Origin of the sequence: Acidovorax sp. Root217 (genome assembly GCF_001428645.1) — a bacterium.
Classification (GTDB): Bacteria; Pseudomonadota; Gammaproteobacteria; order Burkholderiales; family Burkholderiaceae_C; genus Acidovorax.
Genome location: NZ_LMIH01000005.1, coordinates 526588 through 541579, shown reverse-complemented (window position 1 = coordinate 541579; position 14992 = coordinate 526588). Strand labels below are relative to the sequence as shown.

The following is a 14992-nucleotide window of genomic DNA, read 5'->3' as shown; positions in this document are numbered from 1 at the left end:
AACTGTACGCCGCAGGTGATCAAAGAAAAACCACCCAGTCGCGAACTGACTGTTCCAGTTTTGAAAACAATGCTGCAGCGGTCATGCATGCGCCGCAATGAAAAATGCCGCCCAGGTTTCCCTGCGCGGCATCGCCCTCTCCAAAAAGGACTGACTATGCCGGCTGCGGGCCTACCAGTTCGATGGGCAGCCCGTCGGGGTCCGCAATAAACGTGAAGGGGCAACCCGTGAACGGGTCCATGCGCACGGGCTCGGCCGCGACACCATGGGCGGCCAGGGCCTGCAGGCTGGCGTCGAGGTCGCCCACCCGCAGCGCGAGGTGCCTCAGCCCGCAGGCCTCGGGGTAGGAGGGGCGCGGCGGCGCCTCGGGAAACGAGAACAGCTCGATCTGCGTGCCATCGGGCAGCGCGAGGTCGAGCTTGTACGACTGGCGCTCAGCGCGGTACGTCTCGTTCACCACGGCCAGGCCCAGCACCTCGGTATAGAAGCGCCTGGAGCGTGCGTAGTCCGAGCCGATGAGGGCCACATGGTGCACGCCCGCAAGCGCCAGCGGCGGCAGGCTCGCCACGGCTCAGACACCCGCGATGTCGAGCGCGCGCGAGGCCCCGTAGAGCGCCGGGGTGGCGCTCGGGTCGATGATCCAGCACGGAATCGACGCCAGGTACGGCGCAAAGCGGCCCTTGGCTTCGAAGCGCTGGCGAAAGGAAGACTGGTCGAACCACTCGCCCAGGCGCGGCACCATGCCGCCGCCGATGTACACCCCGCCGCGCGCGCCCAGCGTGAGCGCCAGGTTGCCGGCCACACTGCCCAGGAAGCCGCAGAACAGGTCCAGCGCCTGCAGTGCCAGCGGGTCCTTGGCCTGCAGGGCCATCTCGGTCACCTGCGCGGCCGAGCTGACCTCGGTGCCACCGGCGTGCGCCACGGTGCGCACCGCGTGGTACAGGTCCACCAGGCCCGCGCCCGAGACGGCGCGCTCGGCCGACACATGGCCATAGCGCTCGTGCAGCACGCGCAGCACGTCGAACTCGTGTTGCGTGTCGGCCGCCAGCGTGACGTGCCCGCCCTCGCCCGACAGCGGCACGCCAGCCGGCGAGTGGGGCGGGAAGACCAGACCCGAGACACCGAGGCCGGTACCGGCCCCGACGAGGCCGATGGCCTCGCCCGGCACGGCCTGGCCGCCGCCCACCTGGCGTAGCAGGTCGGGCGTGAGCAAGGGCAGCGCCAGGGCCAGCGCGGTGAAGTCGTTGATGACCACCAGCCGCACAAAACCAAAGGCCTCGCGCACGGCCTTCTGCGAAAAGCTCCAGCTGTGGTTGGTCATGCGGATGGCGTCACCCGTCACGGGGTTGGCAATGCCGAAGGCCGCCTCCTGCGGCGCGGCAATGCCCACCTCGGCCAGGTAGGTGCGGATGGCGGCATCCACCGTGGGGTACTGGGCACACTGCAGCACGCGCGTGTCGTGCAGCGTGTCGTCGCCCGGGGCCTGCCAGGCCAGGCGGATGTTGGTGCCGCCGATGTCGGCGAGGAGGCGTGTTGCGGGCATGGTCGAAGGGGCAGCGTCCACCACAAGGCAGCGGACCGCTCACCCGGAATTGGATGGCTGAAAACGGCAGAGCCGACGCAAACAGGTTTTTAACCCAGAACGCCCACAGCAGCCGGGTCAAAGCCCCCATACAGCGAGGCCGAAGGCCGGCGGGGGTTGCCGCCTTGCGGGATCAGGCGATGCGCTGCTCGGTACCGGTGTCGAACCAGTGCGCGTGCGCCGGTGCCACGGCCAGGCCCACGCGGTCGCCGGGCTTCACGCGCGTCTGCGCGTCGGTGCGCAGCGTCATGCTGCCGGCTGCGGTGTCCACCATCACGTAGGTGTCGGGGCCGGTGGGCTCAACCACACTGACCTCGCCACGCCAGGGCGAGCTGTCCTGCATCACCAGGTGCTCGGGGCGCACGCCCAGCAGCACCTCGGGGGCGGCCAGAGGGGCCGCCAGGTCCAGCGACACGCCCTGGATGGCGAAGTGACCGGCCGCCTGCGTACCGCGCAGCAGGTTCATGGTGGGCGAGCCGATGAAGGTCGCCACATAGGTGTTGGCCGGGTGGTTGTAGATCTCGTCGGGCGTGCCCAGTTGCTGCACCACGCCGCCCTTCATGACGGCAATGCGCGAGCCCAGCGTCATGGCCTCGACCTGGTCGTGCGTCACGTAGACGCTGGTGATGCCGCTGGCCTGGTGCAGGCGCTTGATCTCGGCACGCATCTCCACGCGCAGCTTGGCGTCGAGGTTGGACAGCGGCTCGTCGAACAGGAACAGCTGCGGCTGGCGCGCCAGGGCCCGGCCCATGGCCACGCGCTGGCGCTGCCCACCTGACAGCTGGCTGGGCCGGCGGTCCAGCAGGTGGGTGATCTGCAGCATGGCGGCTACCTCGTCGATGCGCTTCTTGCGCTCGGGCTTGGGCATCTTGCGCATCTCCAGCGCAAAGCCGATGTTGTCCGCCACGCTCAGCGTGGGGTACAGCGCATAGCTCTGGAACACCATGGCGATGTCGCGGTCGCGCGGGGGCATGCCCACCACGTTCTTGTCGGCGATGCGGATCTCGCCCTCGGTCGGCTCATCGAGCCCCGCGATGATGTTCAGCAGGGTCGATTTGCCGCAGCCCGAGGGCCCCACCAGGATCAGGAACTCGCCCGGTGCCACGTGAATGTCGATCTTGCGCAGCACCTCCACGCTCTTGTCACCCTTGCCGAAGCGCTTGTTGATGCTCACTATGTCCAATGAAGACGCCATGATTTCTTACCTCTAACCTTTGACCGCGCCAGCCGTCAGGCCGCGCACAAAAAACTTGCCTGCGAGAACGTAGATCACCATGGTCGGCAGGCCCGCGATGATGGCGGCCGCCATGTCCACGTTGTAGGCCTTCACGCTGGAGCTGGTGTTGGCCAGGTTGTTCAGGCCCACCGTCACGGGCTTGGAGTCGGTGCCCGAGAAGACCACACCGAACAGGAAGTCGTTCCAGATGTTGGTGAACTGCCAGATCAGCGTGACCATGATGATGGGCGTGGACAGCGGCAGCACGATGCGCCAGAAGATCTGGAAGAAGCTCGCGCCATCCATGCGCGCCGCGTTCACCAGCTCCTTCGGTATCGCCGCGTAGTAGTTGCGAAAGAACAGCGTGGTGCCGGCCAGACCCGCCAGGCAGTGCACCATCACCAGTCCGGTGATGGAGCTCGACAGCCCGAGCCAGCCCAGCACCTGGCTCATGGGCAGCAGCACCACCTGAAAGGGCATGAACACGCCGAACAGCAGCATGCCGAACAACGCATCGCTGCCGCGGAACTTCCACAGGCTGAGCACATAGCCATTGAGCGCACCCCAGACGGTGGAGACCAGCACGGCCGGCACGGCCATGGCCACCGAGTTCCAGAAGAAGGGGCGCAGGCCATTGCAGTCCACCCCCGTGCAGGCGCTGGACCAGGCCGTGCTCCAGGAAGACAGGTTGAGCGCAGCGGGCAGCGCCAGCAGCGAGCTGCTGCGGATCTCCTCGGCATCCTTGAACGAGGTGACCAGCATCGCGTACAGCGGCAGCAGAAAGAAGGCGGTGGCCAGGGCCAGTACCACGTAGACCAGCAGGCGGCCCACCGAAGGGAAAAAGGAGGGCTTAGCGGTCATGGGGTTTGCTGCGCAATTCGCTGTACAGGTAGGGGATGACCAGGGCAGCCACGGTGGCCAGCATCATGGTGGCGCTGGCCGCGCCCAGGCCGATCTGGCCGCGCGAGAACGACATGGTGTACATGAAGGTGGCGGGCACGTCGGTGGCATAGCCGGGCCCGCCGGCCGTGAGCGCCATCACCAGATCGAAGCTCTTGATCGCCAGGTGCGACAGCACCATGAGCGTGGAAAAGAACACCGGCCGCAGCGCCGGCAGCACGATGCGCCAGTAGATGCGCGGCAGCGAGGCGCCATCGACCTGGGCGGCCTTGATGATGCTGTCGTCTATGCCGCGCAGGCCGGCCAGGAACAGCGCCATCGCAAAGCCTGCGCTCTGCCAGATGCCCGCGATCACCACGCAGTAGATGGCCATGTCGGTGTCCACCAGCCAGCCGAATTCAAAATTGGGGAAACCCCAGTCGCGCACCATCTTCTCGATGCCCAGGCCCGGGTTGAGCAGCCACTTCCATGCCGTGCCCGTGACCACGAACGACAGTGCCATGGGGTACAGGTAGATGGTGCGCAACGCGCCCTCGGCGCGTATCTTCTGGTCCAGCAGCACGGCCAGCAATACGCCGATGGCAAGGGAGCCGCCCACGTAGCCGACGCCGAAGATGCCCAGGTTCTTGAGGGCGACCCACCAGCGGTCCATCTCCCAGAGCTTTTCATACTGCGCCAGGCCCGCCCATTCGTAGTTGGGCAGCATGCGCGATGCGGAAAGGCTCAGCACCCCGTTCCACACCATCAGGCCGTAGATGAAGGCAAAACCCAGCACGAAGGCCGGTGCCACGACCAGCTTGGGCAGCCAGGATTCAAAAGAGTTCTTGGTCGTCATTGCAAAAGAGGAATCGGGTGCATACGCTGGCTGGGACATGGGCGACGGCCACGCCGACCATCAACACGTCAACAGGAAAAACAACAAGAAAAAAAGGGGGCACACAGGGAGTGCCCCCCAAGAACAAAGTCACCTCTGACTTAACTCGCTTTCACACTCACTCTCTCCTTACCACCAGATCTCATACTGCACACCCACCAGAGTGCGCGAGGTCTTTCCATTGGCGCCGAAGGTCGCGGCGTTCGCCACGGCGGCGGCCTGGTTCCAGTTGGCCTTGGTCACGTACAGACGCAGCTCGGGGCGCGACCAGAAGTCCTCGTTCATGGCCAGGGCGCCAGCCAGCGTCACCTTGCTCAGGCGCTGGTCGGGACCGGTCCCCTTGCGCGTGGTGGTCGACACTTCGGCCAGGGCCTTGAAGTTCTGCGTGATGGCGTACGAGCCGCGTCCGCCCAGCGAGAAGTCCTTGGTCTCCACATTCGTCAGGTCGGTCTTGTTGGTCTGGTAGCCAATCAGAGCCTGACCACCGAAGGGACCACTTTGCCAGTTGATGGAGTCGGCGATGCGCGTGGAACGCCGGCCGGCACGGGTGCCGTCGATGGCCTCGAACTCGCCATCGATGCGGGCATGGCCACGCGAACCTTGCAGGTACAGGGTATTGCTCACGCCCGACAGCAGGAAGTCCTTTTGCGTGTGCATCAGCGAGAGGCCCGAGCCCGAGCCGCCGTTGACCTGGTTCTTGCCGCCCACCGCCGTCAGCAGCACGCGCAGCTTGCCGTTCGGGTTGGTGTTGATCTCGGACAAGTCGACATTCAGGCGCTGGGCCTTGACGTCGTTGGGCAGGTTGCCATCGAATTTGTCGCCACTGAACAAGCCCACGCCGAGCTTCATGCCGCCGATCGGCACGTCGGTCACGCCAGCACCGACGTTGTCGCCGTAGTTCAGCAGGAAGTAGTCGACGATGTGCACGTCCTGGATACGCAGGCGGCGCTGACCGACCCAGAACTTGGCTTCGGGAGAGAACGAGAAGCCGCTCATTTCCACGTAGGCCTGCTCGGTGCTGATGTCGCCACTGCCCCACTTGGCGGGCATGTAGTTCAGCTTCCACTTGATGCCGCCAGCCTCGAAGCTGCGGGCGAAGTTGACTTCGATGCCGTTGTCGCCTTCGTTGCCCAGGCGGTACTTCTGCAGCTCGCCGCCCAGGGCCAGGTTGCCCTTGACGCCGTCGGAGTGGTTGAACACCGGGCCACCCCGGGAGTAACCGTTGAACTCGAAGCCGGCAACATCCATTGCCATGGCACTACTCATCGCGCATGCGGCGGCCAAAGCCACCGCCGTGAGGCGGTTTCTTTTCATCATGATGGGATCCCTCAGTGTTGGTTTACTTGGTTTTCGCGGCGGTCGCGATCTTCTTCATGGCGTCGGCGACGCTCACCTTGTCGTCATTCCAGAACTGGCTGACGGCGTCCTTGATGGCGCCTTCCGTGGCGGGCGCAATCGCCATGCCGTGGGCCACGCTGGGCAGCAGGCTGCCGCTCTTGGCGGTGTCGGCGAAGTCCTTGGCGGAGGCCTTGGCGCAGTCGTCGAATTTGTCCATCTTCTGGCCGGCGCGCACCGGGATGGAGCCCTTGTTGAGGTTGAACACCTCCTGGAACTCGGGGCTCATGATGGAGCTGGCCAGGTCGCTTTGCGCCTTCTGGGCGGAAGCATCCTTGAGCTTGAACAGGATGAACGAGTCCACGTTGAAGGTGTACGACGTGGTCGTGCCCGGTGCTGCGGCGCACATGAAGTCCTTGCCCGGCACCTTGTTGGCCGCCAGGAACTCGCCCTTGGCCCAGTCGCCCATCAGTTGGAAGCCCGCCTTGCCCTGGATCAGCATGGCCGTGGCCAGGTTCCAGTCGCGGCCGGGAGCGCCCGGGTCGGTGTACGACTTGATGCGGCGGAAGGTCTCGAGCGACTTCTTCATGGTGTCGCTGTTGAGGGCCTTGTCATCGAGCTTGACCAGCGCGTCCTGGTAGAACTTGGGACCACCGACGCCGAGCACCACGGATTCGAAGGTGGTGAAGTCCTGCCAGTTCTGGCCACCGTGGGCCACGGGCACCAGGCCTGCGGCCTTGAGCTTGTCGGCTGCGGCAAAGAACTCGTCCCAGGTCTTGGGCATGGCGGCAACGCCGGCCTTCTTCAGGGCCTCAGAGCTGCCCCACATCCAGTTGACGCGGTGCACGTTGACCGGGGCGGCCACATAGGCGCCCTTGTACTTCATGATGTCCGCGACCACCTTGGGCAGCAGGTCGTCCCACTTCTCGGCCTTGGCCAGTGCGTCCATGTTGGCCAACACGCCTTCGGACGCCCATTCCTGGATCGCCGGGCCCTTGGTCTGGGCCGCGGACGGCGGGTTGCCCGAGATCACGCGGCTCTTGAGCACGGTCATGGCGCTGTCGCCACCGCCACCGGCCACGGCGAAGTCACGCCAGGTATGGCCCTTGCCCTGCATGATCTTCTTGAGTTCGGCCACCGACTTGGCTTCCCCGCCCGAAGTCCAGTAGTGCAGGACCTCCACTTCCCCGGCACCGGCGGACGCCGATGCCGCCAGAACCGCCGCGACGGCGGCGACTTTTGTCAACTTCCACATACCCTTGTCTCCTCGTTTGTGTGAATCCGTTTTGTGCGCCGGCTTACCGGTGGCGTTCAGCGCAGTCGGTACTTTAATTACAATAATTAATGAACATATCAGGGCTTTCCCGAGGGTGTGGGTTACATGCCAATGGAATTTGGCTGTTATCGAATTACCACCCTGTTTTCCTGCGACTCGGTGCTTTCCCTGCTGTGTGCCCCTGCGACAGGTTCGCCGCAATGCCCTTTGTTATCCTCTATCCATGCCCACCATCCTGATAGTCGAAGACGATGCACTGCTGCTGGACGCACTGACGGGCCAGCTCCAGCAACTGGAGTTCAGCGTGTACACCGCCTCCAGTGTGGCCGAGGCCACCACCTTGCTGCAGGGCCAGGCGGTGGACGGCATCATCCTCGACCTGGGGCTGCCGGGCGGCGCGGACGGCATGGAGCTGCTGACCTGGGCGCGCACCCACATTGCCGGCCTGCCGGTGCTGATTCTGACCGCACGCGACGGCATCGACGACCGCATCCACGGCCTGAACGCCGGGGCCGACGACTACATCACCAAGCCCTTCAACATGCAGGAGCTGCAGGCCCGCCTGCAGGCCATGCTGCGCCGCGCGCGGCAACCCGCGTTCACGCAGGCCAGCAGCGCCTCAGGGGGGCCGAGCACGGCCATCGGCAGCCTGCAGATCGACCATGGCAACCGCAGCGCGGTGCTCGGCGGCGAGCCGCTGGAGCTCACGCAGCGCGAATGGGAGCTTTTGGAGCTGCTGGTGAACCGCTGCGGCGAAGTGGTCACGCGCGACGATGTGCTCGCCGCCTGGCGCGCGGGCCCGCCCGAGCCCGGGCAGGCCGCAGCAGCCCCGCTCAACTCGAATGCGCTGGAGGTGTATGTGCACCGACTGCGCAGAAAACTCGATGCATCGAACCTGGTGATCCGCAACATCCGCGGGCTGGGCTACATGCTGGCCAAGCCTGCGGAATGAACGCGACCGCCGCGCTCGTGCCCACCCCCGGATGACCATGATGCGCCCGATTCCCGGCGTCTCCCTGCAACGCAAGCTGCTGCTGTGGCTGCTGCTGCCGCAGCTCGTGCTGTGGCTCTCGGGCGGTTTTCTGGCCTGGCGCATCGCGCTGCAGAACGGCGAGAAAGGGATCGACCAGACGTTGACCCAGTCGGTGCGCGCACTGGCGCGGCAGATCAAGCCCATCGGCGACGGCCTGCTGGTCGATTTCCCGAAGGCAGCGCAGGACATCCTGGAGCAGGACCCGGCCGACCGCCTCACCTACATGGTGTCTTCGCCGCCCGGTCGCTTCCTGCTGGGCAATGCCCAGTTGCCCCCGCCCCCGCCGGTGAGCGTGGACGTGGGCGAACCCTTTCTGTACCAGGCGCATGTAGATGACCGCCCGGTGCGCGTGGCGCTGCTCGACGTGGACTACGGCACGCCACAGACGCGCCAGCGCCTGCGCGTGCAGGTGGCGCAAAGCCTCACGGTGCGCGAGCGCATCGCACAGGAACTGCTCGCGCAGATGCTGCTGCCCATGGGCCTGATGGGCCTGGCACTGAGTGCCGTGGTGTATGCCGGTGTGCTGCGCGGCCTGCAGCCCCTGAAGCGCCTGGAAGCGCAGATCGAGAAGGCCGGCGCACGCAAGCACAACACGGCCGACCCGCTGCCGCCCATCGAGCTCACCTCGGCCCCGCAGGAAGTGCATTCGCTGGCCAGCACCATCAACGGCCTGCTGGAGACCGTGGCGCGCGGCCAGCAAAAGGAAAAGCGTTTTCTCAACGATGCGGCCCACCAGTTGCGCACGCCCCTGGCCGGCCTGATCGGCCAGACCGAGCTGGCGCTGCACGAGAGCCGCGAGCCGGCCGTCCAGGAGCGGCTGCACAAGGTGCTGTCGGCCGCCAGGCGCAGTGCCCACCTGGTGCACCAGCTGCTGCAGTTGGCGCGTTCGGAAAGCAGTGTGGCCATGCAGACGCTGGACCTGCCAGCCCTGGCACGCGAGGTGGCCCGCGACTGGGCCGCACGCGCCGTGGCCAGCGGCGTGGACCTGGGCTACGAGGGCGAGGAACAACTGGCCGTGCAAGGCCACCCGCTGCTGCTGCGCGAGGCCCTGAACAACCTCATCGACAACGCCCTGCACTACGCAGGCCACGGCGCCACCGTGACGGTGCGGGTGGACATTGCGGGTGCGGGCATGGCCACCCTGGCGGTAGAGGATGACGGACCCGGCATGGAGCCTGCCCACCTGCGCGACATGTTCGCGCGCTTCTGGCGCGGATCGGACAAACCCGGCGGCTGTGGCCTGGGCCTGTCCATCGTGGAGGAGATCGCGCTGCAGCACGCCGGCCAGACCTCTGCCGAGCCGGTGGTGCCGCACGGCCTGCGCGTGGGCCTGAAGGTACCGCTCAGCGCGGCGGCGCCGCGCTCCTGACCTCAGCAGCGGCGCGACCCGAAATCAAGCCGACAGGATCAGCTTCTCGAGCTTGATCGCATCCACGGCAAACCCGCGAATGCCTTCTGCCAGCTTCTCGGTGGCCATGGCGTCTTCGTTGAGCGCGTAGCGGAAACCCGCCTCGTCGTAGTTCACCGCCGGCAGGTCCATCGCCTTGGCGGCTGCGGCATCGAGTGCGGGGGCCAGCGGCGCATCGCTGGCCGCCAACTGGGCCAGCAGGTCGGGGGCGATGGTGAGCAGGTCGCAGCCGGCCAGCGCGGTGATCTGGCCGGTGTTGCGAAAGCTCGCGCCCATGACCTCCGTGGCGATGCCGAAGTGCTTGTAGTGGTGGTAGATCTGCGCGACGGACTGCACGCCGGGGTCGTTGGCGCCCGAACGCGCGGCTTCGTCCCACTGGGCACCGGCCTGCTTCTTGTACCAGTCGTAGATGCGGCCCACGAAGGGCGAGATCAGCTGCACCTTGGCCTGGCCGCAGGCCACGGCCTGGCAGAACGAGAACAGCAGGGTGAGGTTGGTGTGGATGCCGCGCTGCTCGAGCTTTTCGGCCGCCTGGATGCCTTCCCAGGTGGCGGCGACCTTGATCAGCACGCGGTCGATGTGGATGCCCTCGGCCTGGTACAGCTCGATGATGCGCTCGCCGCGGGTGATGGTGGCCTGCGTGTCGAAGCTCAGGCGTGCATCCACTTCGGTGGAGACGCGGCCGGGGATGGTGGCCAGGATCTCGCGGCCGAAGCGCACGATCAGGCGGTCGATGATCTCGTCCATCGGGCGGCCACGGAACTGGTTCACCGTGTCGGTGAGCAGTGGCGCGTACTCGGGCTTTTGCACGGCCTTGAGGATCAGCGACGGGTTGGTCGTCGCATCCTGCGGCTGGAACTGGGCCAGTTGCTTGAAGTCGCCGGTGTCGGCCACCACGGTGGTGAACTGTTTGAGTGCGTCGAGTTGGTTCATGCCCCCATTATTCCGCATCGCAGTGTCAGGCACCTTTACTTTCAACCACCGATACGCCATGCACGCCCAGGCCCAGTTGCACCTGGTCGCCCACGGCCAGCACGTCGTCGAGGTCTGCCGAGGCGACGAAGATGCTGCCGAGCGCGGTGTCGAAGGTGTACTCGTGCACTGCGCCCAGGTAGGCGCGCTTGCGCAGCGTGGCCGGCAGCAGGCCCATCCCCTGGCGCTGGATGCTCCAGGCCTCGGGCCGCACCGCCACCTTCACCGGGCCCGGCGCGGCCGCGGTGCGCGGGCGAAGCGCCAGCGGGCCAAGCTGTACCGTGCCATCGGCCAGGGCGATTCCCGGGAACAGCATGGCCTCGCCCATGAAGCCCGCGACGAACTCGGTGCGCGGCGTCTCGTACAGGGCCTGGGGCGTGCCTGCCTGCGCGATCAGGCCCTGGTCCATGACGATGATCTGGTCGCTCACGGCCATGGCCTCGGCCTGGTCGTGCGTGACATAGGCCACCGTGAGCGACAGGCGCTGCTGCAGCGCACGGATCTCCTCGCGCATCTCGCGGCGCAGCCGGGCATCGAGGTTGGACAGCGGCTCGTCGAACAGCAGCACCTCGGGCTCCAGCACCAGGGCGCGCGCCAGGGCCACGCGCTGCTGCTGGCCGCCCGAGAGTTCGCTGGGCAGGCGGTCGTCGTACCCCACCAGGCCCACGCCGCGCAGCGCCTCCACGGCCCTGGTACGCGCCACGTCCTTGGCCAGCCCGGACATGCGCAGGCCGTAGGAGACGTTCTCCACCACACTCATGTGCGGGAACAGCGCGTAGCTCTGGAACATCATGCTCACGTTGCGCTGGGCCGGGCCCAGGGTGGTGACGTCCTTGCCGCCGATGAAGATCTCGCCCGAGGTCGGCGACTCCAGCCCCGCGATCATGCGCAGGGTGGTGGTCTTGCCGCAGCCCGAGGGCCCCAGGATGGTGGTGAGCGTGCCGCGCGGCACCTCGAAGCTGATGCCCTTGACCGCCAGGGGCGCAGATTCGTCGGTCCCGTAGCGCTTGGTGATGTCGCGAAACACGATGCCCGCGCCGCTGTTGTTCATGGTGTCGTTTCTCTCCGCATTCAGCATGGGTTCAGTGGGGGGCGGGCATGGCGGCCGCGCCGGAGCGCCGGCCCAGCTTGCGCTCGCCCACCAGCCACTGGATGAGGGCAATGGCCAGCGACATCAGCACGATGAGCACCGTGCAATAGGCCAGGGCCACGCCATAGTCGCCGTTGCCCACGCGGCCGATGATGTAGGTGGTGGCCAGCTCGTTCTCGGCCGTGACCAGGAAGATCACCGCGCTCACAGTGGTGATGGCGCGCACGAAGCTGTAGACCAGCGCGGCCACCAGGGCCGGCTTGAGCAGCGGCAGCACCACATGGCGCAGCGTCTGCACGCTGCCGGCGCGCAGCATCAGCGAGGCTTCGTCGAGCGAGCGGTCGAGCTGCTTGAATGCCGCCGTGCCGGCGCGCACCCCCACCGGCAGGTTGCGGAACATGAAGCACAGCACGATGATCAGCGCCGTGCCCGTGAGCTCGAATGGCGGCACGTTGAAGGCCAGGATGTAGCTCACGCCCAGCACGGTGCCGGGGATGGCAAAGGCCAGCAGCGCCGAGAACTCGAACAGCCCCTGCCCCCGGAACTCCGTGCGCGCCAGCAGCCAGGCGATGCCGATACCCAGCGTGGCAGTGAGCGGCGCCGACAGCGCGGCCAGCTTGATGGTGGTGAAGAACGAGTTCCAGGCCGTGCCGGCCCAGACCACGCCGAACTCGCCCCACTCCACGTTGAACGCAGTGCGGAAGTGGTTCAGCGTGACGGTGTAGTCGCGGCCCCAGGTCTGCACGAAGCCGCCCGCCAGCGCGAACAGGTAGACGACGAGGGTGAAGGCCATCCACGGCAGCGCCACCGAATGCACCACGCGGCGCACGCCGGTGGGCAGCGGCATGGCAATGCCTGCATCGCCCTTGCCCGAAACGGTGGTGAAGTTTTGCCGTCCGAGCAGCGCGCGCTGGATGGCGAACACCGCCAGCGCGAACAGCGTGAGGATCCACGCCAGCGAGGCCGCACGCCCCTGGTCGTACTGCGCCCCGACGATGGCGAAGAAGATCTCGGTGGACAGCACCGAGAACTGCCCGCCCACGACGATGGGGTTGCCGAAATCGGCCATGCTCTCGATGAAGCCCACCAGGAAGGCGTTGGCCAGTCCGGGCTTGAGCAGCGGCAAGGTCACCGTCATGAAGGTCTGGTGCGGGCTGGCGCGCAGGGTCTGCGCCGCCTCTTCGAGGCTGGGCGCAACGCCCTGCACCACGCCGCGCATGATCATGAAGGCGATGGGGGTGAAGGCGAAGGTCTGCGCCACCCACACGCCGAGCCAGCCATAGAACCAGCGCGAAGGCGTGATGCCGAAGGCGTATTCGAGGAACTGGTTGAACACGCCTGCGCGGCCGAACAGCAGGATGAGCCCCAGCCCCACGACGAAGGGCGGCGTGATGATGGGCAGCAGCGCCACGATGTTCAGTGGCCGTGCATAGCGGCGCGAGGCGCGCTCGGCCATCAGCGCCATGAAGGTACCGAGCAGCGTGGTGCTGGCCGCCGTCATGAGGCCCAGGAACAGCGTGTTCCAGGCCACGCCGCAGCGCTGCCCGCCGGCCAGGCACGCGAGGCCAAAGTTGCGCTCGTGCGCCACGCGCTCCCACAGCACGGCCAGCGAGAACGGGCCGTCTTCGAGGAAGAAGGCGCCACTGAGCGCCTTGAGCACCGGAAACACGATGAACAGCGCCAGCAGACTGCCCATGCCGAGCACAGCCGCAGCCACGAACAGGTCGCCCTTGAAGTAGCCGCGCCGCGCCACGCCGAACGCTGCCAGCACCAGCAGGGCCGTGAGGACCACGAAGCCGCCCCAGCCCACGCCGGGCTGGCGCATGGTGAGTTCGCCAAAGCTGGCATTGAGCCCATCGAAAGCCCAGCCGCGTGCGCCGATGGCAAAGCCGCTGACCAGCAGGGACACGAGGCCCAGGCCGCCACCCAGCACCAGGAAACCGCCCTGCCTGCGCCCGGCGGGCAGCAATGCGCCGAAGCCGGCGATCACCAACCCCAGCAGCGCCAGCCAGAGCCAGGGCCGCCCGAAGGCAGCGGCCTGCATGAGGCCGCTGCCCGTCTGCGCCTGGCTGAAGACCTGGCCCAGCACGGTGAGGCCATTGGCGTCCTGCTGGGCATACCAGGGCAGCGCCACATAGCCCGCGAGGCCGAGGGCCAGCCACACCCACAAAGGCTGGTTGACTGCGGGCCTGCCGGCCGGCGGTGCCTGCAAAGCGTGCGCCGACATCAGCGCCCGGCGTTCTGGACGTCTTTTTCCCAGCGCGCAATCAGGCGGCGGCGCTCGGTGCTGGCGCCGTACTTGGCGTAGTCGTAGTTGATGAGCTTGATCTTCAAGGGGTCCGTCATGCGCGGATCCTTGGGTACCAGCGTGTTGCTGGGCAACTGGAACTGTTTGGCCGCCAGGCCGAACTGCTGGCCTCCGGGCGTGAGCGCCCATTCATAGAACTTCTTGGCCGCCTCGGTATTGGGGCCGTTCTTGACGATGCTCATGGAGCCCACTTCGGCGCCCGTGCCTTCGGAGGGCGTGACCGAGCCCACGGGGAAGCCGTTCACGGCCTCGGTGGTCACATCGTGCACGAAGCTGACGGACACCGTGGTCTCACCGCGCGCCGCCGCCTTGACCGGCGCCGTGCCGGAGCGTGTGTAGGCGCTGATGTTGGGGTGCAGTGCCTTGAGGTAGTCGAAGGCCTTTTCCTCGCCCATGATCTGCACCAGCGTGGCAATCATGGTGTAGGCGGTGCCGCTGGAGGCGGGGTTGGCCATCTGCACCTCGCCCTTGAACTCGGGCTTGAGCAGGTCGGCCCAGGACTGGGGCGGGTTGAGCTTGCGCTTGGCCAGCAACTCCTTGTTGTAGCCAAAGCCCAGCGGGCCCAGGTAAACGCCCACCGTGCGGTATTTGGAGTCGGCCGCCTGCTTCTGTGCCCAGGGGTACAGCTGCGTGAGTTGCTGCGACTTGTACTCGAGCGTCAGGCCCTGCTCGGCCGCCTGCAGGTGCGGGTCGCCCGTGCCGCCGAACCAGATGTCGGTCTTGGGGTTGGCCTTCTCGGCATTGAGCTGGGCCAGGGCCTCGCCCGAGCCCTTGGCCGTCATGTTGACCTTGGTGCCCGTGGTCTTGGCGTACACGGTGGACATCAGGTTGCACCACTCGGCCTGCACGGAGCAGATGATGTTGACTTGGCTCTGGGCCATGGCGCCGGAGGCGGCCAGGGCAAGGGCGGTACCCACGAGGAATTTCTGCATGGAGTTGTCTCTCTGGAGTCGTTTGATTTGTGACAGTTTAATGACAAACATCGTAGTGAACTCCAT

Annotated in this window: 13 protein-coding genes; 2 read left to right on the top strand and 11 right to left on the bottom strand. The window is 66.5% G+C overall.

Annotation, left to right across the window (positions count from 1 at the left end):
* Positions 1-154: 154 nt before the first annotated feature.
* The 7 genes from ASE31_RS03990 to ASE31_RS03960 all read right to left on the bottom strand — a co-directional run bounded on the left by ASE31_RS03990 (position 155) and on the right by ASE31_RS03960 (position 7162).
* Positions 155-568: a VOC family protein gene (locus ASE31_RS03990; protein WP_082604016.1), complete on the bottom strand. Its 414-nt coding sequence runs from the start codon at positions 566-568 to the stop codon at positions 155-157.
* A gap of 3 nt (positions 569-571) precedes the next feature.
* The gene (glk, locus tag ASE31_RS03985; protein ID WP_057200267.1) at positions 572-1543 is read right to left on the bottom strand and encodes a glucokinase; all 972 of its coding nucleotides are present in this window, start codon (positions 1541-1543) and stop codon (positions 572-574) included.
* Positions 1544-1715: 172 nt separating this feature from the next.
* Positions 1716-2777: an ABC transporter ATP-binding protein gene (locus ASE31_RS03980; RefSeq protein WP_057200201.1), complete on the bottom strand. Its 1062-nt coding sequence runs from the start codon at positions 2775-2777 to the stop codon at positions 1716-1718.
* A gap of 12 nt (positions 2778-2789) precedes the next feature.
* The gene (locus ASE31_RS03975) at positions 2790-3659 is read right to left on the bottom strand and encodes a carbohydrate ABC transporter permease (RefSeq protein ID WP_057200200.1); all 870 of its coding nucleotides are present in this window, start codon (positions 3657-3659) and stop codon (positions 2790-2792) included.
* Positions 3649-4533: a carbohydrate ABC transporter permease gene (locus tag ASE31_RS03970; protein WP_057200199.1), complete on the bottom strand. Its 885-nt coding sequence runs from the start codon at positions 4531-4533 to the stop codon at positions 3649-3651. Before ASE31_RS03970 ends, ASE31_RS03975 begins: the two co-directional genes overlap by 11 nt.
* 168 nt (positions 4534-4701) lie before the next feature.
* Entirely contained in the window at positions 4702-5820 is a 1119-nt protein-coding gene (locus tag ASE31_RS03965) for a carbohydrate porin (protein ID WP_057200198.1), read from the bottom strand.
* A 91-nt stretch (positions 5821-5911) separates the two neighbouring features.
* Positions 5912-7162: an ABC transporter substrate-binding protein gene (locus ASE31_RS03960; RefSeq protein WP_057200197.1), complete on the bottom strand. Its 1251-nt coding sequence runs from the start codon at positions 7160-7162 to the stop codon at positions 5912-5914.
* 244 nt (positions 7163-7406) lie between these two features.
* On the opposite strand from ASE31_RS03960, the gene ASE31_RS03955 reads away from it, so the two are divergent.
* Both ASE31_RS03955 and ASE31_RS03950 read left to right on the top strand, forming a co-directional pair.
* The gene (locus ASE31_RS03955) at positions 7407-8135 is read left to right on the top strand and encodes a response regulator transcription factor (protein ID WP_057200196.1); all 729 of its coding nucleotides are present in this window, start codon (positions 7407-7409) and stop codon (positions 8133-8135) included.
* 40 nt (positions 8136-8175) lie between these two features.
* Positions 8176-9585: a sensor histidine kinase gene (locus tag ASE31_RS03950; RefSeq protein WP_057200266.1), complete on the top strand. Its 1410-nt coding sequence runs from the start codon at positions 8176-8178 to the stop codon at positions 9583-9585.
* Positions 9586-9609: 24 nt separating this feature from the next.
* Here the strand turns inward: ASE31_RS03950 and tal are convergent, their stop codons facing one another.
* Genes tal through ASE31_RS03930 form a run of 4 tightly spaced genes read right to left on the bottom strand, consistent with a single transcriptional unit; the run spans position 9610 to position 14926 of the window.
* Entirely contained in the window at positions 9610-10557 is a 948-nt protein-coding gene (gene tal, locus ASE31_RS03945) for a transaldolase (RefSeq protein WP_057200195.1), read from the bottom strand.
* A 25-nt stretch (positions 10558-10582) separates the two neighbouring features.
* On the bottom strand, positions 10583-11647 hold the full coding sequence (locus ASE31_RS03940) for an ABC transporter ATP-binding protein (RefSeq protein ID WP_057200265.1): 1065 nt from the start codon (positions 11645-11647) through the stop codon (positions 10583-10585).
* A gap of 31 nt (positions 11648-11678) precedes the next feature.
* A complete protein-coding gene (locus tag ASE31_RS03935; RefSeq protein WP_057200194.1) occupies positions 11679-13913 on the bottom strand; it encodes an iron ABC transporter permease in 2235 nt (744 codons plus the stop codon).
* Positions 13913-14926, bottom strand: a complete 1014-nt coding sequence (locus ASE31_RS03930; RefSeq protein ID WP_057200193.1) for an ABC transporter substrate-binding protein — start codon at positions 14924-14926, stop codon at positions 13913-13915. Before ASE31_RS03930 ends, ASE31_RS03935 begins: the two co-directional genes overlap by 1 nt.
* Positions 14927-14992 lie beyond the last annotated feature (66 nt).

Bases quoted from the DNA above. Each gene is read 5' to 3' on its own strand.
- glk (WP_057200267.1), bottom strand. From the start codon at position 1,543: ATGCCCGCAACACGCCTCCTCGCCGACATCGGCGGCACCAACATCCGC.
- ASE31_RS03980 (WP_057200201.1), bottom strand. From the start codon at position 2,777: ATGGCGTCTTCATTGGACATAGTGAGCATCAACAAGCGCTTCGGCAAG.
- ASE31_RS03975 (WP_057200200.1), bottom strand. From the start codon at position 3,659: ATGACCGCTAAGCCCTCCTTTTTCCCTTCGGTGGGCCGCCTGCTGGTC.
- ASE31_RS03970 (WP_057200199.1), bottom strand. From the start codon at position 4,533: ATGACGACCAAGAACTCTTTTGAATCCTGGCTGCCCAAGCTGGTCGTG.
- ASE31_RS03965 (WP_057200198.1), bottom strand. From the start codon at position 5,820: ATGGATGTTGCCGGCTTCGAGTTCAACGGTTACTCCCGGGGTGGCCCG.
- ASE31_RS03960 (WP_057200197.1), bottom strand. From the start codon at position 7,162: ATGTGGAAGTTGACAAAAGTCGCCGCCGTCGCGGCGGTTCTGGCGGCA.
- ASE31_RS03955 (WP_057200196.1), top strand. From the start codon at position 7,407: ATGCCCACCATCCTGATAGTCGAAGACGATGCACTGCTGCTGGACGCA.
- ASE31_RS03950 (WP_057200266.1), top strand. From the start codon at position 8,176: ATGCGCCCGATTCCCGGCGTCTCCCTGCAACGCAAGCTGCTGCTGTGG.
- tal (WP_057200195.1), bottom strand. From the start codon at position 10,557: ATGAACCAACTCGACGCACTCAAACAGTTCACCACCGTGGTGGCCGAC.
- ASE31_RS03940 (WP_057200265.1), bottom strand. From the start codon at position 11,647: ATGAACAACAGCGGCGCGGGCATCGTGTTTCGCGACATCACCAAGCGC.
- ASE31_RS03935 (WP_057200194.1), bottom strand. From the start codon at position 13,913: ATGTCGGCGCACGCTTTGCAGGCACCGCCGGCCGGCAGGCCCGCAGTC.
- ASE31_RS03930 (WP_057200193.1), bottom strand. From the start codon at position 14,926: ATGCAGAAATTCCTCGTGGGTACCGCCCTTGCCCTGGCCGCCTCCGGC.